This is a genomic window from Spiroplasma endosymbiont of Danaus chrysippus, from assembly GCF_902809815.1.
In the GTDB taxonomy this organism is placed as follows: Bacteria; Bacillota_I; Bacilli_A; order Mycoplasmatales; family VBWQ01; genus Spiroplasma_E.
This window is the reverse complement of record NZ_CADDIL010000001.1, coordinates 66,345-86,030: the sequence shown is the minus strand read 5'-3', so window position 1 is coordinate 86,030 and position 19,686 is coordinate 66,345. Positions and strand designations below refer to the sequence as shown.

27 protein-coding genes and 1 pseudogene are annotated in these 19,686 nt (G+C 23.1%); 24 read left to right on the top strand and 4 right to left on the bottom strand.

Annotation, left to right across the window (positions count from 1 at the left end; genetic code table 4):
• Window positions 1-176: 176 nt before the first annotated feature.
• The 6 genes from SPIRDC1_RS00520 to SPIRDC1_RS00495 all read left to right on the top strand — a co-directional run bounded on the left by SPIRDC1_RS00520 (window position 177) and on the right by SPIRDC1_RS00495 (window position 3,362).
• Window positions 177-455 carry a hypothetical protein gene (locus SPIRDC1_RS00520; protein WP_174479990.1) on the top strand — a complete coding sequence of 93 codons (279 nt, stop codon included), beginning with the start codon at window positions 177-179 and terminating at the stop codon, window positions 453-455.
• A gap of 38 nt (window positions 456-493) precedes the next feature.
• The gene (locus tag SPIRDC1_RS00515; RefSeq protein ID WP_174479989.1) at window positions 494-1,171 is read left to right on the top strand and encodes a DDE-type integrase/transposase/recombinase; all 678 of its coding nucleotides are present in this window, start codon (window positions 494-496) and stop codon (window positions 1,169-1,171) included.
• A gap of 196 nt (window positions 1,172-1,367) precedes the next feature.
• Entirely contained in the window at window positions 1,368-1,865 is a 498-nt protein-coding gene (locus tag SPIRDC1_RS00510) for a hypothetical protein (RefSeq protein WP_174479988.1), read from the top strand.
• An 83-nt stretch (window positions 1,866-1,948) separates the two neighbouring features.
• A complete protein-coding gene (locus SPIRDC1_RS00505; RefSeq protein ID WP_174479987.1) occupies window positions 1,949-2,170 on the top strand; it encodes an HMG-box domain-containing protein in 222 nt (73 codons plus the stop codon).
• 109 nt (window positions 2,171-2,279) lie between these two features.
• On the top strand, window positions 2,280-2,549 hold the full coding sequence (locus SPIRDC1_RS00500; RefSeq protein WP_174479986.1) for a SemiSWEET family sugar transporter: 270 nt from the start codon (window positions 2,280-2,282) through the stop codon (window positions 2,547-2,549).
• 339 nt (window positions 2,550-2,888) lie between these two features.
• The gene (locus tag SPIRDC1_RS00495) at window positions 2,889-3,362 is read left to right on the top strand and encodes an Hsp20/alpha crystallin family protein (protein ID WP_174479985.1); all 474 of its coding nucleotides are present in this window, start codon (window positions 2,889-2,891) and stop codon (window positions 3,360-3,362) included.
• Window positions 3,363-3,516: 154 nt separating this feature from the next.
• Here the strand turns inward: SPIRDC1_RS00495 and SPIRDC1_RS10140 are convergent.
• Window positions 3,517-3,666: pseudogene (locus SPIRDC1_RS10140) on the bottom strand (IS256 family transposase); the annotation flags it as partial.
• A 211-nt stretch (window positions 3,667-3,877) separates the two neighbouring features.
• Here SPIRDC1_RS10140 and SPIRDC1_RS00485 point away from each other — a divergent pair.
• From SPIRDC1_RS00485 to SPIRDC1_RS00445, 9 genes are all read left to right on the top strand, one after another.
• Window positions 3,878-4,165 carry a hypothetical protein gene (locus tag SPIRDC1_RS00485; protein WP_174479933.1) on the top strand — a complete coding sequence of 96 codons (288 nt, stop codon included), beginning with the start codon at window positions 3,878-3,880 and terminating at the stop codon, window positions 4,163-4,165.
• Between the two features lie 209 nt (window positions 4,166-4,374).
• Window positions 4,375-4,566, top strand: coding sequence for a hypothetical protein (locus tag SPIRDC1_RS00480; RefSeq protein ID WP_174479934.1), 192 nt, complete (start codon window positions 4,375-4,377; stop codon window positions 4,564-4,566).
• A 2-nt stretch (window positions 4,567-4,568) separates the two neighbouring features.
• Window positions 4,569-5,420 (top strand): hypothetical protein, encoded by an 852-nt coding sequence (locus SPIRDC1_RS00475; protein WP_174479935.1) that lies wholly within the window; start codon window positions 4,569-4,571, stop codon window positions 5,418-5,420.
• A complete protein-coding gene (locus SPIRDC1_RS00470; RefSeq protein ID WP_233214947.1) occupies window positions 5,395-5,628 on the top strand; it encodes a hypothetical protein in 234 nt (77 codons plus the stop codon). The genes SPIRDC1_RS00475 and SPIRDC1_RS00470 overlap by 26 nt, the downstream gene beginning before the upstream one ends.
• Before the next feature lie 98 nt (window positions 5,629-5,726).
• On the top strand, window positions 5,727-6,161 hold a 435-nt coding region (locus tag SPIRDC1_RS09980; RefSeq protein WP_233214948.1), incomplete at its 5' end, for a DDE-type integrase/transposase/recombinase.
• Between the two features lie 60 nt (window positions 6,162-6,221).
• The gene (locus tag SPIRDC1_RS00460; protein WP_368668546.1) at window positions 6,222-6,980 is read left to right on the top strand and encodes a type IV secretory system conjugative DNA transfer family protein; all 759 of its coding nucleotides are present in this window, start codon (window positions 6,222-6,224) and stop codon (window positions 6,978-6,980) included.
• 21 nt (window positions 6,981-7,001) lie between these two features.
• On the top strand, window positions 7,002-7,265 hold the full coding sequence (locus SPIRDC1_RS00455) for a SemiSWEET family sugar transporter (protein WP_174479982.1): 264 nt from the start codon (window positions 7,002-7,004) through the stop codon (window positions 7,263-7,265).
• A gap of 170 nt (window positions 7,266-7,435) precedes the next feature.
• Window positions 7,436-7,984, top strand: coding sequence for a DJ-1/PfpI family protein (locus SPIRDC1_RS00450; protein ID WP_174479981.1), 549 nt, complete (start codon window positions 7,436-7,438; stop codon window positions 7,982-7,984).
• Window positions 7,985-8,006: 22 nt separating this feature from the next.
• Entirely contained in the window at window positions 8,007-8,348 is a 342-nt protein-coding gene (locus SPIRDC1_RS00445; protein WP_174479980.1) for a carboxymuconolactone decarboxylase family protein, read from the top strand.
• Between the two features lie 159 nt (window positions 8,349-8,507).
• Here the strand turns inward: SPIRDC1_RS00445 and SPIRDC1_RS00440 are convergent, their stop codons facing one another.
• Window positions 8,508-9,503 carry an IS3 family transposase gene (locus tag SPIRDC1_RS00440; protein ID WP_174479968.1) on the bottom strand — a complete coding sequence of 332 codons (996 nt, stop codon included), beginning with the start codon at window positions 9,501-9,503 and terminating at the stop codon, window positions 8,508-8,510.
• Between the two features lie 346 nt (window positions 9,504-9,849).
• Here SPIRDC1_RS00440 and SPIRDC1_RS00435 point away from each other — a divergent pair, with 346 nt between their 5' ends.
• The 7 genes from SPIRDC1_RS00435 (at window position 9,850) to SPIRDC1_RS10135 (ending at window position 14,173) form a co-directional block, all read left to right on the top strand.
• Window positions 9,850-10,311, top strand: coding sequence for an ABC-three component system protein (locus tag SPIRDC1_RS00435; protein WP_174479979.1), 462 nt, complete (start codon window positions 9,850-9,852; stop codon window positions 10,309-10,311).
• A 20-nt stretch (window positions 10,312-10,331) separates the two neighbouring features.
• Entirely contained in the window at window positions 10,332-10,619 is a 288-nt protein-coding gene (locus SPIRDC1_RS00430) for an ABC-three component system middle component 6 (protein WP_174479978.1), read from the top strand.
• Window positions 10,620-10,680: 61 nt separating this feature from the next.
• On the top strand, window positions 10,681-11,028 hold the full coding sequence (locus tag SPIRDC1_RS00425) for a hypothetical protein (protein ID WP_174479977.1): 348 nt from the start codon (window positions 10,681-10,683) through the stop codon (window positions 11,026-11,028).
• 53 nt (window positions 11,029-11,081) lie between these two features.
• On the top strand, window positions 11,082-12,281 hold the full coding sequence (locus SPIRDC1_RS00420) for a DUF2326 domain-containing protein (RefSeq protein ID WP_174479976.1): 1,200 nt from the start codon (window positions 11,082-11,084) through the stop codon (window positions 12,279-12,281).
• Window positions 12,282-12,437: 156 nt separating this feature from the next.
• Complete coding sequence (locus SPIRDC1_RS00415; RefSeq protein ID WP_174479975.1) at window positions 12,438-13,703, top strand: rod shape-determining protein; 1,266 nt, start codon at window positions 12,438-12,440, stop codon at window positions 13,701-13,703.
• Between the two features lie 40 nt (window positions 13,704-13,743).
• On the top strand, window positions 13,744-14,058 hold the full coding sequence (locus tag SPIRDC1_RS00410) for an HU family DNA-binding protein (protein ID WP_174479974.1): 315 nt from the start codon (window positions 13,744-13,746) through the stop codon (window positions 14,056-14,058).
• Entirely contained in the window at window positions 14,051-14,173 is a 123-nt protein-coding gene (locus SPIRDC1_RS10135) for a hypothetical protein (protein ID WP_255495884.1), read from the top strand. Before SPIRDC1_RS00410 ends, SPIRDC1_RS10135 begins: the two co-directional genes overlap by 8 nt.
• A 57-nt stretch (window positions 14,174-14,230) precedes the next feature.
• Here SPIRDC1_RS10135 and SPIRDC1_RS00405 read toward each other — a convergent pair whose 3' ends face one another.
• Both SPIRDC1_RS00405 and SPIRDC1_RS00400 read right to left on the bottom strand, forming a co-directional pair.
• Window positions 14,231-15,226, bottom strand: a complete 996-nt coding sequence (locus SPIRDC1_RS00405) for an IS3 family transposase (protein ID WP_174479973.1) — start codon at window positions 15,224-15,226, stop codon at window positions 14,231-14,233.
• An 84-nt stretch (window positions 15,227-15,310) separates the two neighbouring features.
• Window positions 15,311-15,508, bottom strand: coding sequence for an HMG-box domain-containing protein (locus SPIRDC1_RS00400; RefSeq protein WP_174479972.1), 198 nt, complete (start codon window positions 15,506-15,508; stop codon window positions 15,311-15,313).
• An 81-nt stretch (window positions 15,509-15,589) separates the two neighbouring features.
• Here SPIRDC1_RS00400 and SPIRDC1_RS00395 point away from each other — a divergent pair, with 81 nt between their 5' ends.
• Window positions 15,590-16,303, top strand: a complete 714-nt coding sequence (locus tag SPIRDC1_RS00395) for a DUF5050 domain-containing protein (RefSeq protein WP_174480260.1) — start codon at window positions 15,590-15,592, stop codon at window positions 16,301-16,303.
• A 443-nt stretch (window positions 16,304-16,746) separates the two neighbouring features.
• Entirely contained in the window at window positions 16,747-19,473 is a 2,727-nt protein-coding gene (locus SPIRDC1_RS00390; RefSeq protein ID WP_174479971.1) for a hypothetical protein, read from the top strand.
• Window positions 19,474-19,686 lie beyond the last annotated feature (213 nt).

The following is a 19,686-nucleotide window of genomic DNA, read 5'->3' as shown; positions in this document are numbered from 1 at the left end:
TAAAATTATTATCTTCGTGTACACATTTTCCAACATGAATATCATTAATACCATTTTTTAATAAAACATGCTACTTGCTACTTGCTACTTAGCCCTTTTTACTAGACCATTAATTTAAAAAAAACTTGAATGTATTCGAAAAACAATTGTGTTATACAATTAACACTAATTTTGACATGAAAGGATTGTTAATAATGGATAAAATTAAACAAATAGCATTAGTAATTAACAAGTTAAATATCAAACAAAAAATTCAAATTATTGATGATAGCAAAAACCAATATTCAATTAGATATCTTTGCCAACATCTTCAACTAAACCGATCAACATATTATTTTGTAAAAAACAAACAAAACCCTATTAAAAAAGAAAAAAATCAAATTAGTAATTGTACACATAAATATCAAGAATTATGCCAACTTTTACTTGAATTTCATTTTACAAGAAAAGGATAAATTTATGGCTATTTACGAATTTTTTCAGCATTTAAAGAATGATTAAAACAATACAAACATATTATTTAAATCTAGAATTATCAACAAAACAAATGCGAAAAATTATGAAAGATCACAATCTTCAAGGATTAAAACAAACTAAAAATAACTATCCTAAAAACAAAAAAAATCCAAATAAGTGAATACCTACAATGGATAAAGTAAACAAAGATTATAAAAGTACAACCTCTTCAAATCAAATTTGATCAATGGACACTAAACAAATAAATACTAAAGAAGGTTGATTATATCTTTTTATAATTATTGATTTTTATTCAAATAATATTGTAAGCTATAATACATGTTCAAACAAATCCTATCAAGATTTAATCCTTCCTGCACTTGAAAAAATAAATCAACAATTCTCTTGAAACCAAGTAAAAAACGTTATTTTACACTCAGATAACGCCAACGAATTTTATTGTCAAGACATCACAAATTGAGCTGCTGATAAGCAAATAATTTTAAGCAAAAAACAACCTTATGATATTGGTGGCAATGTAATATCTGAAAACTGATTTTCTCATTTATCTCAAGAATGACTACCTAAAGGTTCAAATCAATATTTTTCTCTCAATGAAGCTATAAATGATGTAAACCAATATATTATGTTTTATAATTACGAAAGAATACATTCTAAATTTCTAAAACCACCAATTTCACAAATAAAAATTTAAAACTGTCTATCCAAAAGTGGTCCAGTATTTAGGGCTAACCACCAAATTAAAAAAATAATACCAAAAAAATAAATACCCAACTTAATGTTGGGCAGTGTGAGGGATATACCCCCTTGCACAGCATTACCTGTACTAACAATTTAATTATACGATAAAAGTATATATATATGTCAAATTTTAGGAAAGTTGAATTTACATGCAAGAAATTAATTGATGAAAACTTAAAAAAGGCCGTGGCATTATTGTTTGTATATCGGGTGATGAACACGAGGGTAAGCAAAATAGAAGGCCTGCTATTGTATTAAAAACACACCCAGAATTTATAAGAGTTCAGTTATTGTCAACTCAATCAAGTAATCATGATTTAGGAAATGTAACTATAAATAATAAAATTTGTTATATTAGACCTATTTATCTTAGAAATATAACAATAAATCAAATTAAAGGTTTTTGATTTGATTATGAAAAAAGAAAACCAATTCAAATTGATGAAAATAGTAAGTTAATGAAAATAATTGAAAGCAACCCTTATAAAGCAAAATCTATTACTTTAGAATTAAATGAATATTTAAAAATTAAAAATAATAATGTAAATCAAAATAAAATATTAAAATTAAAAGAAGAAAATCAACAACTTAAAAATGAGATTGAGTTATTGAAAAACTCTAAAGGAAAAAATCGTAATTATGGATAAATTTCTTTACTAAAAACCAATATGTAAAAAATTAATTTTTAAATCATGTAAAATTATAGTAAGAAAATTTAGGGGGTAAAAATATGTCAAATAAAGTTAAAAGACCAATGAATGCTTATATGCTTTTTAGTAAAGAAAAAAGAAGAGAAATTATTCAACAAAAACCTGAACTTAAATCAAAAGTTGCAGAAATTGCAAAATTGATTGGTAATCATTGAAAAGAAATGACAAGTGAAGAGAAATCTAAATATGTGAAAATGGCAGAAGCAAACAAAAAAATATATGAAAGTGAAACTCAAAAATAATTATTTAATTGATTTACAAATTTATTTTAAACACAATGGTATATGAGAGAATTCATATATCGTTGTTTTATTTTAAAAGAAAATAAAAAGAAAGAAAGGAGAATATTATATGAATGCAGAAATAATTGGTTGATTAGCAGTCGCTGTAAATAGTTTTATATTTTTACCCCAAATTATAAAAATCATAAAAACAAAAAGAGTACGTGATTTATCATTTTTTATGTTATTAATTCAATTATTATCTTGTTTTTTATGAATAACTTATGGAATATTTATAAAAAATTGAGAAGTTGTAAGTTTAGATTCAATAATTTTAATATCTACAATTATTATTTTAGGTTTTAAATTAAATATTCATTATAAAGAACCATGTAAATAGACCACCATAATTATGGTGGTCTATTTACATTAAAAACTTTTCTTTTTAACAAAACGCTCTTTTTTAAATAATTTCCAAAATAAACTTCATCTAGAACTTAAATTTTTTACAAATGTTTTCATAAAAAATCAACTCCTTGAAATAAATTTAAATTTAAAATTCCTTAACTAGGAATATTTACATTTTAATAAATTCATATATTTTTTTCAACTTTTTTGCTTAAACGTCAAATTAAAAATAAAAATTACTTGATTTTTAATATTAATTTGGTTTAAAATAAATTTGTAATTAGCAATCTAATAACTTAATTGCTAATTTAAGAAAAACGGAGGTGTTAATATGAAAAATGAAATTTCACAAACAAAAAAGAAATTAGATATACAAAACAATTTTTCTAGACGTAATTATTTAACTGATATATTTGATAATTTTTTTAATGATATTATAGATTTTTCTTATCCTTTAACTTCCAACAACGACCGAGAAAGAACATTTTTACCAAAAACAGATGTTTTTGAAAATGATTCTGAATACTGTTTAGAAATTGAATTACCTGGTGTTTTACAAGAAAACATTGATTTAAAAATAAATAATAACGTTCTTACAATAGAAGCTAAAAAAGAAGATGTTAATGAAAAGAAAAATAAAAATTATCATATTCAAGAAAGATATTATGGTTCATTCTCTCGCTCTATTAATTTACCATCTAATATAAGTGAAGAGTCTATAGATGCTAATTTTAAAAATGGTATACTAATTGTTAAAATACCTAAAAAAGAACAAACAAAAACTAAAAAAATTACGATTAAATAACTAAAATAAGTATCTTTAATTCATTTAAAACAAGCCTAATTAGGCTTGTTTATTTTTTGAATACTTATAAACCATATAAATTTTTAAATCGTTTGTATATGAGCAAATTTGATGAGGCTTTTTAGTAATCTGTGTTTCTTTGTTTTACAAAGTACTAGTTCAGATTAATTCTGTCTTCAAATTTTATCATAAAATGAGCAATTGCTGTATTTCAATTTTGAATAGGCAATGTTCATTTTTTTGTGATATTTTCAATTGCTAAGTAAAAAATTTTAAAAACTGCCATATCATTAGGAAAAACTTTTACCAGTTGTTAATACTTTGGTACAAACTATTTATATGCAGTATTTAAGTTCTTTTGCTGGATTACATACTGTGACACTTTTTATTAAGTCGTTTTTTTATGATAGTTTATACACTTTACCTTTGCCTATTCTTGCTTTAATAAATGTTAGTTTTGTATTTTATTTAATTTTAGGATTATTTAGATTTACAAGACATTAGGATGTGAAATTATGTTTATACCTTTTATTACAACAGTTATGCATTTATTTGCTTCAATTTTTATGAAGTTTTTTAGTTTTCCACTTGGTGATTTAGGTTTTAATTTAGGTACGTTAATGATATTTTTAATTTTGCTTAGATTTGCATTTAGGGTTATTTTACCCGAATTAATGTTACCAACATTAGGTTTAGGTTATGGTGTTAAGAAAATTGGTAAGGCTTCTGTTTCAGTTGGTAAAGAAATTGCTAAGGGTCATAAACAAACACAAGATGTTAGTGGAATAAAAGTAGGTAATTAATTATGTCTAATTTTGTTCTTAGTATATTACATTTTATTTTTATATTTTCTAGTAAAGATATTCAAATATTTTTAAATCAACCAAATATTACTAATGAAGTTTATATTTTGTTTAATTTGACTTTTTGATTAGTATTAGGTGTATTTTTTAATTTTATTTATCGTAGTATTAAATTTGTTTTTAGGTCATTGTTTGGGTAGGTGTTAAGTATGAGTGTTTTAGAAATTTACAATAAAATACATCAATGTATAGTTGATTATTGAACTATGTTTATAGGTAATCCAGTTGATGATTTTACTACTATTTTATGAAATTTAGTAGTTTATGGAACACAGTTTTTTATTGGATTTGTTTTGTTTTATGGTTCATGGTGAATTTTAAAATGTTTATTTGGTAAATAATTATGTGATTTAAGTTTGCTAAATTATTTTTTGTTGTAAATACTTCTGTTCAAGCACCCACTAGTTTAATTGTTTCAAATGACCCTAATGTCGTTAATTATGATATTACAAAAGAAATGGTTAAACATGTTAAGTATCATAATTTTGATGATTGAGCAACAATACCATGAAATTCTGCTTATTTTGATGTTGACCAACCGGATTTAAAATTAGTAAGTGGTGAATTTATAGGTAATAATGAAGTTTTATATACGTGTTATTATTATAGTGATACAGTTGGTGTTCCGTCACAAATGATAGATATGGGAACTGGCGTTTATACTTTTAATAGAAAACAATTAGATGAATTTTCACGTATTATGTTTAATCATAATTATGTTGCAAAGAATAATACTAATAATTTAAATTTTGTTAATACTGGTAAAAGTATTATAAATTTTCAAACACAGTTAAATTTTGAAATTGATAAACCTTTGAGTTTTTATATTCAAGGTTTTATGTTTTATTTTGAATATGAATATTTTAAAACTTTTACTGCTAATTTTACTTTTAGTTTTTTAGATTATGTTGGTGATACAAAATATGTTTTTAAAGGTAAAGTGGATAATGATATTTATCAACAAGATTTATATAATTTTGTTACTATGCCTATTCGTGTTCCAAATTTAAGACATTTAACAGTATTTTTTGATGTTCATGGTGAATCAACTAGAGCAACTTTTTCACCACAGTTGAATTTTGGTCAAATTAATATTTTTTCAAGTGAGAAAGTAACACCAGTACCGCCAAATAGTCCTTTTAACCCTGAGTATGAGCGTGTTAGTTGATATGATGTTTTTTGGTCATTTACGTAATGCTTTTAGATGAGTACTTTATGGTGTTGTTGGTAAAGTTTTACCGGTGGAACCATTAAGAGAATTTTTTACTAAACTTGACGGATTATTGAGACGTATTTTTGATGATACTATTAGTTCTGTTTTAAATGTTGATTTTACTAGTGGTTTAGAACAAGTTTTAACATTGTGAGTATTTTTAAAAGCAGTTGGATTTTTAGTTGGTTAGGAGTTGATAAATAATGCCTTGATATGGTTATTTACTTTTAGGAATTTTATTATTAATAATATTATATCCATTTTTAATAACTAGAAAAAATATAAAGNTGATTATATCTTTTTGTAATTATTGATTTTTATTCAAATAATATTGTAAGCTATAATACATGTTCAAACAAATCCTATCAAGATTTAATCCTTCCTGCACTTGAAAAAATAAATCAACAATTCTCTTGAAACCAAGTAAAAAACGTTATTTTACACTCAGATAACGCCAACGAATTTTATTGTCAAGACATCACAAATTGAGCTGCTGATAAGCAAATAATTTTAAGCAAAAAACAACCTTATGATATTGGTGGCAATGTAATATCTGAAAACTGATTTTCTCATTTATCTCAAGAATGACTACCTAAAGGTTCAAATCAATATTTTTCTCTCAATGAAGCTATAAATGATGTAAACCAATATATTATGTTTTATAATTACGAAAGAATACATTCTAAATTTCTAAAACCACCAATTTCACAAATAAAAATTTAAAACTGTCTATCCAAAAGTGGTCCAGTATTTAGGGCTAACCACCGTAATGAATATCATTTTTTAGCAAATCTGTTTATTGCACAATTATATAAATTTTTAATTGGTAAAGCTGATACTTCAGCTTTAAAAACATTAAAAAGACCAACATTATTTTTATTAGATGAATTTGCTAATTTACCAATGATTAAAGATATAACTAATTGAATAATTGCAGCAAGAAGTAGAAATATTTGATTTATGTTAGTCATTCAAGATTTTGAACAACTTAAAAATAAATATAAAAATTATCGTACGCTTATTGCCAATTGTAATTTAAAATATTTTTTACATACTAATGACTATCAAAACGCGAAAATATTAGCAGAAGAATATGGCACAATCAAAGTAAATGAAACTAGTACAACTAAAAGTGAAAAACATACATCAACTACGACCTATCAAAAACAAACACCATTAATTACAGCTGAAACTCTTATTAAACTACCAGTAAATACACAAATTATTAAATACAATCGTCTTAATGTAGCCAAAGTTGAAACATTACCAATTTGAAAAATAAAGAATTATAGTGAAGAAAAAACTACTCTTATTAATGAAATTAAAGATATAAATATTGAAACTGTTAATATCATTAATAATAAAATTAAAACTATAAAAGATAAGATTAATTGATTATTAAAACAAGATTTAAGTCAAGAAATTAAAACTATAATTGAACAAATTAAAAATGAAAAAGATTTACAAAATTATATATTAAAAATCAAAGAAAATTTAAGTTTAGAACTTGTATTAAAAATCAAAGAAAATAATATTATTTAAATAAAACAAAGGAGGTAATTTATGAATGTAGAAATAATTGGTTGATTAGCAGTTGCTGTAAATAGTTTTATATTTTTACCTCAAATTATTAAAATTATAAAAACAAAAAGAGTACGTGATTTATCATTTTTCATGTTATTAATTCAACTATTATCTTGTTTTTTATGAATAATTTATGGAATATTTATAAAAAATTGAGAAGTTGTAAGTTTAGATTCAATAATTTTAATATCTACAATTATTATTTTTGGATTTAAATTAAATATCCATTGTAAAGAACCATAAAATTTAGTAAAAATATTATATATTATTAAATTAGTAATAAAATAGACTTTTATTTTTTATCAAAAAATGATAATTTTACATAAAATTTATATAACTATAAACATAACATTAAATTTTAAAATAAAATTAAAAAGAAAAAATACTATTTAAAAATAAGGAGATGAAAATTAATGAGAGTAGCGATGTTTTTAGAAAATGGTTATGAAGAGGGAGAAGCAATAGTTACTGCTGATTTGCTTAAAAGAGCAAATATTATAGTTGATTTAATAAGTGTAAGTAATAAAGAAGTAACTAGTTGTAATAGATTCAATATTAAAATTGATATTAATTTTGATCGAGCAAACTATCAAGATTATCAAGCTTTTATTTTACCTGGGGGCTGAGATCAAGTTATAAATTTAAAAAAATCAAAAAAATTAAAAGAATGATTAACAAATGCAAATAAAGAGCAAAAAATAATTGCTGCTATTTGTGCTGGACCAATGGTTTTAGCAGAATTTGGATTATTAAATGATAAAGAATATACTATTTATCCTTCTTGTTTAGAGGCAGTAAAAAAAATAGGTAAAATAAATAATAAATTACCAGTTATAATGGATGGCAATATTATTACTAGTCCATCTTTGGGTTGTGTTTTTCCTTTTGCCTTAAAATTAGTAGAAAAAATACATAGTAAAAATCGTAGATTGGAAATGGAAAATAATTTGTTATTTAGATAAAAAAAGAAAGGAAAAAAATATTATGTCAAGTTCAAAAGTAATTTTAGAAAAATTAAATAATAATTTAATAGATTTTAATAAAAAAGAAATAAATTTCATGAAAGCTTATAGTTCTTTAAATTCAGAAATTATGAAAAATGATAATCTTGATACTAAAACTAAAGAATTAATTGCAATTGGTATAGCTAGTTACAACCGTTGTCATGAATGTATTTTAAAACATATTAATAATGCGTTGCAATTAAAAGCAACACGTGATGAAATTTTAGAAAGTGCCAAAGTTGCTGTTCTTTTTGGTGGTGGCCCTACTTTAGCTTTTATTGTTAGTAAACTTTATGATGCTATAAAAGAATTAGACACTTAATTTTTATTTATTATTAAAATTTTAAAAAGTCTAGTTTTTAACTTTATAATTCACAGTACTGTGAATTATAAAGTTCCTATTAAATATCAAAAAATAATCCTAAAAAGTGTTGCCATGGTGGTTAGCCCTAAATACTGGACCACTTTTGGATAGACAGTTTTAAATTTTTATTTGTGAAATTGGTGGTTTTAGAAATTTAGAATGTATTCTTTCGTAATTATAAAACATAATATATTGGTTTACATCATTTATAGCTTCATTGAGAGAAAAATATTGATTTGAACCTTTAGGTAGTCATTCTTGAGATAAATGAGAAAATCAGTTTTCAGATATTACATTGCCACCAATATCATAAGGTTGTTTTTTGCTTAAAATTATTTGCTTATCAGCAGCTCAATTTGTGATGTCTTGACAATAAAATTCGTTGGCGTTATCTGAGTGTAAAATAACGTTTTTTACTTGGTTTCAAGAGAATTGTTGATTTATTTTTTCAAGTGCAGGAAGGATTAAATCTTGATAGGATTTGTTTGAACATGTATTATAGCTTACAATATTATTTGAATAAAAATCAATAATTACAAAAAGATATAATCAACCTTCTTTAGTATTTATTTGTTTAGTGTCCATTGATCAAATTTGATTTGAAGAGGTTGTACTTTTATAATCTTTGTTTACTTTATCCATTGTAGGTATTCACTTATTTGGATTTTTTTTGTTTTTAGGATAGTTATTTTTAGTTTGTTTTAATCCTTGAAGATTGTGATCTTTCATAATTTTTCGCATTTGTTTTGTTGATAATTCTAGATTTAAAATAATATGTTTGTATTGTTTTAATCATTCTTTAAATGCTGAAAAAATTCGTAAATAGCCATAAATTTGTCCTTTTCTTGTAAAATGAAATTCAAGTAAAAGTTGGCATAATTCTTGATATTTATGTGTACAATTACTAATTTGATTTTTTTCTTTTTTAATAGGGTTTTGTTTGTTTTTTACAAAATAATATGTTGATCGGTTTAGTTGAAGATGTTGGCAAAGATATCTAATTGAATATTGGTTTTTGCTATCATCAATAATTTGAATTTTTTGTTTGATATTTAACTTGTTAATTACTAATGCTATTTGTTTAATTTTATCCATTATTAAAAATCCTTTCATGTCAAAATTAGTGTTAATTGTATAACACAATTGTTTTTCGAATACATTCAAGTTTTTTTTAAATTAATGGTCTAGTAAAAAGGGCTAAGTAGCAAGTAGCAAGTAGCACTTTGTAAATAAAAAAATAGAAAGTGATTTAAAAGGATTAATTGAAAAAATTAAAGAAGGTCAGTGAAAAAGTCCATTAAAAGAATTTATATTTGTAATTAATGATAAATTAAATGAAAATTTACCTTCACCTATATGTAGTAAAGTTAATTCATTAGAATTTGATTATAAATTAAAAATTACACTTTGAACACAAAGAGAAATTAAAAATATATTCGAACAATTAAATGTTAATGAAATGAAAAAAATTTTGGAAGCACCTTATCTTGATAATAATTTTGATATAGATTTAAGCGCAACTATTATATCAGAGATAATTGATAATTTAGTTAAGTTGCCTAAATTGGAAGAAAAAATAAATGAACCATTAGATTTTACAAAAAAAATTAAATTTAATAATTTAGATTTTAATAAAACTGCTTATTTGAATATTGCTTATCTTTCTTTAACTAAACTAGAAAATATTATGAGAGATTTAGATCAATTTTCAACAGAAGAAATTGGAAAAAAAATAATTACATTGTATAAAGAATCACAAAAAAAATTTGAAGATTCAAATGATCAATTTGAATATATTTTTCAAAAATTTTATATATGTAAAAATAACTGAAATAATTTAAAATTAAAACAAGTTGAAGATGCAAAATGAGTAATTATGGCTAAATATTTTGAAAATTGTAGCATTTTAAAAAGTAGGTAAATTAGAAAGAGTGAATAGTTATGAAATTTAGCTTTTTTCGAACTAAAAATATAAATATGTCAGAAACTTTATTTTGTTTGGGTGGAATAATATTTTTTTTAATTAAAAATAATGATGAAAAATTATCCGTAGATGATTGTTATAATTTGTATTTAAAAGAATATGTTGATAAAAAAATAGTAAAATATAAATTAAATTTTTCACAATTTTTATTAGCTATGGATTATTTGTATATTATTAAATTAATAATTTTTAAAAAAGATAAGTTGGTAATTAATAATGAAAATTTTAAAACTATATTCAAATAGAAATAAATTTAATACTATAAAATTTAATGAAAATGGTTTCTCATTTATATGTGGTGTAGAATTGAAAGAAAAATCAAAAAATACATATAACGGAGTTGGAAAAACATTAAGTTTGATTTTAGTTGATTTTTGTTTAGGTTCGAATACTTTAAAATCATTATCTAAATTAAAATATTCGTTTTTTTTAGATATAAAAATTAATGATAGTTTATATACAATTAAAAGAAACGCTGAAAAACAATCAATTATTGAAATATATAAAGATGAAAAAGTAATAATTTCAGGGTTAACTGATGTTAAAAATTTTCTTTCAAATGAAATAAATATTATTAAAAATAATGAAATAAGTTTTAGAACGATCTTATCATATTTTTTAGATATAAAAGTAGTAGTTTTTTTAACCCAATAAAAAGCCATGAAAAACAAACTCCATATAACAGCTTGTTAAATGTTTTTTATTTATTGGGACTAGACTTAAAATTAGTAAGATTAAAAAAAGAATTAAATGATAAAAAAGATAATTTTAAAAATGCCTTAAAACAATTTGAAGATCCGGAGATAAAAAAAACATTAGTAGATGAAAATGCTGATGCAAAAATTGAAATAGATGCATTGAAGCGTAAATTAGAATTATTTGAAAAACAATTAAAAAATTTTAAATTAGCAGAAAATTTATCTGAATTAAAACAAAAATTATATAATAAAAGATTAGAATTACAAGATATATTAAATCTTATATTTATATATAATAAAAAAATTAATCTTATAAATGAAGCACTTAATCAGAATATAGAAATACAACTTAATGATATAAAAGAATTATATGGAGAAGTATTAACAATTTTTCCAAAAAATTCTATAAGAAATCTTACAGAGGTAGAAAATTTTCATAAAAAAATTATTGAAAATAGAATAACTAAACTAAAAAATGATAAAAATGAAATCGAACAACAATTAATTTTTAAAAAAAGTTATAAAAATAAAATTGAAAAAGAAATTGATGAAATTTATAATTTTATGAATAATAGAGGTGATTTAATTGAATATAACACTATTATTTCTCAAATGACATCAGTTAAGGAAAAAATAACAAAATTTAAAAGAAATAAATTATCAATAGATGAACAAATAAGTATTAATAATAGCAAAGCACAAGAATATCTTGATTCAATTCAAGATTATATTAAAAAGTTAAATACTTATTTTACAAAAATTATTAATAATTTTTATCCGGAAGAATATGTAGGTGGAATAACAATAGATGTTAATTCAAATAAAAATAATCAACTTCAATTTTCAATTGAACCTAAAATCAATTATGATTCGTCAACCGGTATTACTAATGCTAAAATAATGTGTTTTGATACATTGATATTAATTTTAAATCAAGTAAATATAAAATTTTTAATACATGACAGTAATATTTTTCATGGAGTAGATATTAATAAATTTTCTAATTTTTTAAAATATTTAAATATTTTAAAAAATTATCAATTTATTTTTACAATAAATCAAAATGACATAAATGAATTAAAATTAAATCTATCAGATGAAGAATATAAAAAAATAATAACAAATAATATAATTTTAGAACTAAATGGTAAAGGTGAAGATGGTTACTTAATTGGTGAAAAAATTGATTTAGAATTAGATAAAGACTAATGTTTTCTTCTGATTATTTGGTAATGTTTAGTAATCTGTGTAACCCATCCAAATTTTATTGTTAAAAAAGTATACAAAGAACTTATTTTATAAATATTGTAAAATTATAATAAGAAAAAATAGGATTTAAAATATTTTTAAGAAAGGAGAATAAAAATGTTTAAAAAAATAAAAGAAATTAAGAAAAGTAATAAGCTTAAATCTATAAATGATTATCAGTGATTAGCTTTAGATATTGGAACTGAAAATTTTAAAGCTAGATATATTAATACTGGTCTTAGATATGATGCACCAACATATTTAGCTGAAGATTATGAAAAAAATATAATTATTTATGGTGAAGAAGCAAAAGCATTGATGGATAAAACTAATGAAAATGTTATTATTAAACGTCCAGTTCGTGACGGTAATATTGCTGACGCCGATGCTTTACAACGTATTCTTGCTAAAATTTTTCAAGATTTCAGACTTGAAATTACAAATATAAAACAAATAGATAATAATTCGATAAAAAATTTTAAAGAACTAGAAAAAATAGATAAAAAACGTGACTTGATTGTATTAATGGCTACACCAAGTGAAATCAATACAATACAAAGAGAAGCCTTAGAAAATATTGTTCATCAATTAGGAGCACTGCGTGGATTTGTACAAGAAGAAGTTAAAATGGCAGCGCTAGGTTCGGGACAAGATATTTTTGGAACAGCAATTATGTGTATTGATATTGGTGGAGGAAGCACTGATATTGCTGTCATTAATAATGATTCAATTTTATATTCATATACAACACATTGTGCTGGAGATTTTTTAACACAAAAAATTCAAGAATACATTGCTAAAAAACATGCTATAAAAATTGGAACAAAAGAAGCTGAAGATGTTCTTAAAAACATTGGTTCACTTATGAAATATCAAAATGAAAAACCGTATACTATTTCGGGGATTTCATTACCTAGATTGGACTCTCAACCCGGAGAAACAATGTCAATTTCTAAAACTATTGAAATTACACCCGAAGAAATTCGTGAAAGTGTTATGCAATTTCAATTTAGAGAACATGTTATTCCTGCAATTAGAACAGTGTTAAGAACTGTCGGAGACAAAGCTGCTGGAAGTGTTAGTGACTTAAAGAAAAAAGGTAAGGGAATCACAATTTGTGGTGGTGGAGCTTATATTAAAAAAATAGATGAATTTATTAAAGAAGAATTATCTAAAGAATATTTCATTGAAATTAAATCTAATAAATCTGGTACAAAACCAGTTCGTCAAAAATATGAAGGAGATATCTTTGAAGTACGTATTGCTCAAAATCCTTTAGAAAATGTTATTGATGGTTGTGTAAAATATCGTGATACAATTTATAAACAAATAATAGCTGAACAAAATCCTAACCGTGAGATTCTTAAAAAAGAAGAAGAATAAGATAAAAATAATTAAAAATTAAAATTTTTGGAGGGATAGTATGAACAAAAAAGAACTAGTAAAAGCAATAAGTAATGAAATTAATTTGAATAAAAAAGATGTTGAAAACTGCATTGATAAACTTTCAGAAATAATTATTTCCAAGAATTCAATTGGCGAATTTGTTGATATTTCAAATCTTGGAAAATTCATGATTGTTAAAAAGAATGCAAGAACAGTAAGAAGTCCTAGAACTGGTCAAACTTTACAAATGAGTGAACATTACTCACCAAAATTTCAACCAAAATCTATTTACAAACAAACAATTAAATCAGCAATAATTCAAAAAGAAACTGAGGTAAAAACAAATGTTTAATAAATTAAAAGAAAAATTTAAAAATAGAAAATGTAAAACTGGTTCATGTGAAAATAAAAATAAACCAGTTGCAAAGTCAGAATTTGAAAATAAAAACGAAAACGAACATAAATAATTAAATAAAGGTCAGGTGGTTAGCCCTAAATACTGGACCACTTTTGGATAGACAGTTTTAAATTTTTATTTGTGAAATTGGTGGTTTTAGAAATTTAGAATGTATTCTTTCGTAATTATAAAACATAATATATTGGTTTACATCATTTATAGCTTCATTGAGAGAAAAATATTGATTTGAACCTTTAGGTAGTCATTCTTGAGATAAATGAGAAAATCAGTTTTCAGATATTACATTGCCACCAATATCATAAGGTTGTTTTTTGCTTAAAATTATTTGCTTATCAGCAGCTCAATTTGTGATGTCTTGACAATAAAATTCGTTGGCGTTATCTGAGTGTAAAATAACGTTTTTTACTTGGTTTCAAGAGAATTGTTGATTTATTTTTTCAAGTGCAGGAAGGATTAAATCTTGATAGGATTTGTTTGAACATGTATTATAGCTTACAATATTATTTGAATAAAAATCAATAATTACAAAAAGATATAATCAACCTTCTTTAGTATTTATTTGTTTAGTGTCCATTGATCAAATTTGATTTGAAGAGGTTGTACTTTTATAATCTTTGTTTACTTTATCCATTGTAGGTATTCACTTATTTGGATTTTTTTTGTTTTTAGGATAGTTATTTTTAGTTTGTTTTAATCCTTGAAGATTGTGATCTTTCATAATTTTTCGCATTTGTTTTGTTGATAATTCTAGATTTAAAATAATATGTTTGTATTGTTTTAATCATTCTTTAAATGCTGAAAAAATTCGTAAATAGCCATAAATTTGTCCTTTTCTTGTAAAATGAAATTCAAGTAAAAGTTGGCATAATTCTTGATATTTATGTGTACAATTACTAATTTGATTTTTTTCTTTTTTAATAGGGTTTTGTTTGTTTTTTACAAAATAATATGTTGATCGGTTTAGTTGAAGATGTTGGCAAAGATATCTAATTGAATATTGGTTTTTGCTATCATCAATAATTTGAATTTTTTGTTTGATATTTAACTTGTTAATTACTAATGCTATTTGTTTAATTTTATCCATTATTAAAAATTTTTTCATGTCAAAATTAGTGTTAATTGTATAACACAATTGTTTTTCGAATACATTCAATTTTTTTTTAAATTAATGGTCTAGTAAAAAGGGCTAAGTAGCAAGTAGCAAGTAGCGTTTATTTAAAGATTTAACAATTTCAGTTGATTTTAAATCAGAATGAGTCGCTTTAAAATCGCTTCGCTTATCTTTAAGAAAAAAGAAATAAGCATTCATTGGTTGTTTTGGAGCATTAACATCTTTTATCTTTTGAGTTCTTTTAATTTTCTCATTTTTAAGTGTTTTTGGCATATAAATAACCCCCTAAATTTTCTTACTATAATTTTTAAATCATGTAAAATTACATTAAGAAATTTTAGGAGGTAATAAGATATGAAAAAATTATTAAGTATTTTAGGAGTAATGGCTTTTTCTACAATAACAAGTACTAGTGTTATTGCATGTGGTTCTGAAAAAACATTTATTAATATTGAATCAGTTTTTGCTGATTTAAAAAGTGATAAAACTTTTATGCTTGTTTTTGATAATGAAGGTAATTTATATTCATCAACAGCAGATGGAACTAAAATTTATAAAATAAATAAAGATGGTTCTGAATCAGTTTTTGCTGATTTAAAAAGTGATAAAACTTTTATGCTTGTTTTTGATAATGAAGGTAATTTATATTCATCAACAGCACATGGAACTAAAATTTATAAAATAAATAAAGATGGTTCTGAATCAGTTTTTGCTGATTTAAAAAGTGATAAAACATTTATGCTTGTTTTTGATAATGAAGGTAATTTATATTCATCAACAGCACATGGAACTAAAATTTATAAAATAAATAAAGATGGTTCTGAATCAGTTTTTGCTGATTTAAAAAGTGATAAAACTTTTATGCTTGTTTTTGATAATGAAGGTAATTTATATTCATCAACAGCACATGGAACTAAAATTTATAAAATAAATAAAGATGGTTCTGAATCAGTTTTTGCTGATTTAAAAAGTGATAAAACAGGTATGCTTGTTTTTGATAATGAAGGTAATTTATATTCATCAACAGTAGATGGAACTAAAATTTATAAAATAAGACTTACTGTATAACTAGTTAACTTTTCANAATAAATAAAGATGGTTCTGAATCAGTTTTTGCTGATTTAAAAAGTGATAAAACAGGTATGCTTGTTTTTGATAATGAAGGTAATTTATATTCATCAACAGTAGATGGAACTAAAATTTATAAAATAAGACTTACTGTATAACTAGTTAACTTTTCATTTTTTTGTTATTATTAAAATAAAAGTTGAATAGTTAAGGATAAATTTTATGACATATTTTGAATTAAAAGATAAATCAGATCAATATTTTCGTAAAATAGTTGGTATTAATAAACTAGTTTTTAATGAAATTTATGAAATTTTAAATATTTTTAAGATTTAATTTAATTGCAGGATTTTATAATTTATCATTAAAACTTAAAAACGTTATGCACTAAGTCTATAGTAAAATAAATAAGGATTTTAGGTTTAAAAAAAGAGGTGTTTAAAATGAATAATTTACTAAAAATATTGAGTAATAATATTACTAATATTAATCAAAATGTAACAAAAATTGAAAATACAACTTGAAAAAGTCCTATACAAGAGAGACAAGAAAAAATTGAAGAAATTAATCAACAATTTTTACAAGCACAAGAATGAGGCAATAAGTTAGTTCAAAAACCTATTAAAAGACAAAAATCATTACTTATAAATCAATCTATTTTTTCTAGACAAAAACGTTCTATTTATCATGAACAATTTAATAATAAATTGACTTCACAACAAGTTCAAGCATTGACTGAAAGCCAAATTCAACGATTAACTGCAGAACAAATTGAATCATTGAATACAACTCAAATTCAAGCATTCACTCAACAACAAATATCATGACTGACTCCAGAACAAATATCATGATTTAAAAATAGTTTTATAAATGTAAACGATAATATTCCATATTATGAAATATTAAAATTTGGTAAAATTCAATTATTGACTGAAAAACAAATTCAACGATTAACTGCAGAACAAATTGAATCATTGAGTATATCTGAAATTCAAGCATTACAACCATTTCAAATTCAAGCATTTAGTCCAGAAAAAGTTCAATTATTGATAAATAAAAATTTTTTTCTTCATGTTTCTAAAAAAAAACGTTCTATTTATGATCAACGATTTAATAATAAATTGACTTCACAACAAGTTCAAGCGTTAAAAGCAGAACAAATTAAAGAATTCGAAATAGAAAAAATATTATTATTTAATTCAGAACAAATATCATGATTTACTCCACAACAAATTACATCATTTACCGCAAAACAAATATCGGTAATTTCAATAGAAAGTTTTAAAGTTTTGCAAATTCAAGCATTACAACCATTTCAAATTCAAGCACTGACTGTATCACAAATTGAATCATTAAAAGAAGATCAAATTCAAGCATTGACAGAACAACAAATTCAAGCATTGACTGAAAGCCAAATTCAAGCCTTTACTGAAAACCAAATTCAATGATTAACTACAGACCAAATTGAATTATTAACTGCAAAACAGATTCAATCACTACAACAAAATCAAATTCAAGCATTCACTCAACAACAACTTGAATTAATTTCTATTAGTAGAAAAAATGAAATTAATGATTTGATTTTAAAATGCAAAAAAATTTCTCTTTCAATATTTAACAAAGATCAAATTAGAGCATTTACTGCAAGACAAATTATAAAATGAAAAGAAGAACAAATTGGTTCATTAATTCCACAACAAATATCATGATTGACTCGACAACAAATATCATCATTGACTCCAGAACAAATATCATGATTGACTTCACAACAAGTTCAAGTATTGACTGTGCCACAAATTGAAGCATTCACTAAACAACAAATTCAAGCATTCACTGAACAACAAGTTCAAGCATTACAACCTCTTCAAATTCAAACGTTAAAAATAGAACTAATAGAAGCATTCACTAAACAACAAATATCATGACTTACTGCAGAACAAATATCATTATTGCTTAAAAATCAAATTCAAGCATTGACAGAACAACAAATTCAAGCATTGACAGAACAACAAATATCACTTTTTATGCCCTGACAAATATTTTCATTGAATGAAAAACAAATATCATGATTTACTCCACAACAAGTTCAAGCGTTAAAAAAAGAACAACTTATTTATTTTAAAAAAAATCATTTATCAAAATTAAATCCGTCTTTAACAAAATTATTTACGTCAGAACAAATATCATGATTGACTCCAGAACAAATATCATGGCTTACTTCAGAACAAGTTCAAGCATTGACTCTAGAACAATTTCAAACATTAAGTAGACGTCAAATTCAAGCATTCACTGAACAACAAGTTCAAGCATTGACAGAACAACAAATTAATTATTTAAGTATAGTTAATTTATTGACTGAACAACAAAAAAAATGATTGACTCCACAACAAATACCAGCAATTATATTTGATAGTATTGCTTGTAAAATGCCAAATGAAATTCATAATATTCCATTAGAAGAAATTAAGTATTTAAAATTAATTGAAATTAAATTATTAACTAAACCACAAATTGAAGCATTTACTAGAGAACAGATTCAATCACTACAACAAAATCAAATTCAAGCCTTTACTGAAAAACAAATATCATGATTTACTAAAGAGCAAATTCAAGCGTTTAGTACAGAGCAAAAATTGTTTTTTAAAGATCAATCTGTTTTTTCTAGACAAAAACGTTCTAATTTAATGTTTGATAATATCAATTCAATATCTTCATTAACTACTATAAAATCAATATCATGACTGACTCCAGAACAAATACCAGCATTAACTTTACACCAAATAAAATCATTTTCTAAAAGACAAATTCAATCACTACAACAAAATCAAATTCAAGCCTTTACTGAAAAACAAATATCATGATTAAAATTAAAACACATTAAAAATAATGATACATCTAAAGAAAAACAAACTTGAAAATACTGACTATATTTAGGAATTACAACTACATTAGGTTTAATAGGTATTGTTGGACGCAAGTTGAAAAATAATTTTCAAAAAAATATCAATCATGAGGAAAAATTATTAATCGATAATGTTAAACCAATTATTGAACTTGACAAAAACATAAATAGTTCAAATAATGAATTTGATATAAAAAATGAAATAAACTCTATGCATTTACAATCCCTTAATAAACCATTATCAAAAGAAAATTATTTTTTACTCTAAAAGATTAATTGGGAATGTTTAGTAATCTGTGTGACTTACAAAAATAACTATGTTTAATTAATTCTAAATTGTAAATATAAAATCTTAAAAGTAATAATCACTATTTTTTAAAATAGTGATTATTTATTATTTTTACATATTTTTAGTTTTAAAAATATATAATTTTTATTGGATATTTTAAGGTTAGAAAAAAATATTCAAAAAATAATAAAG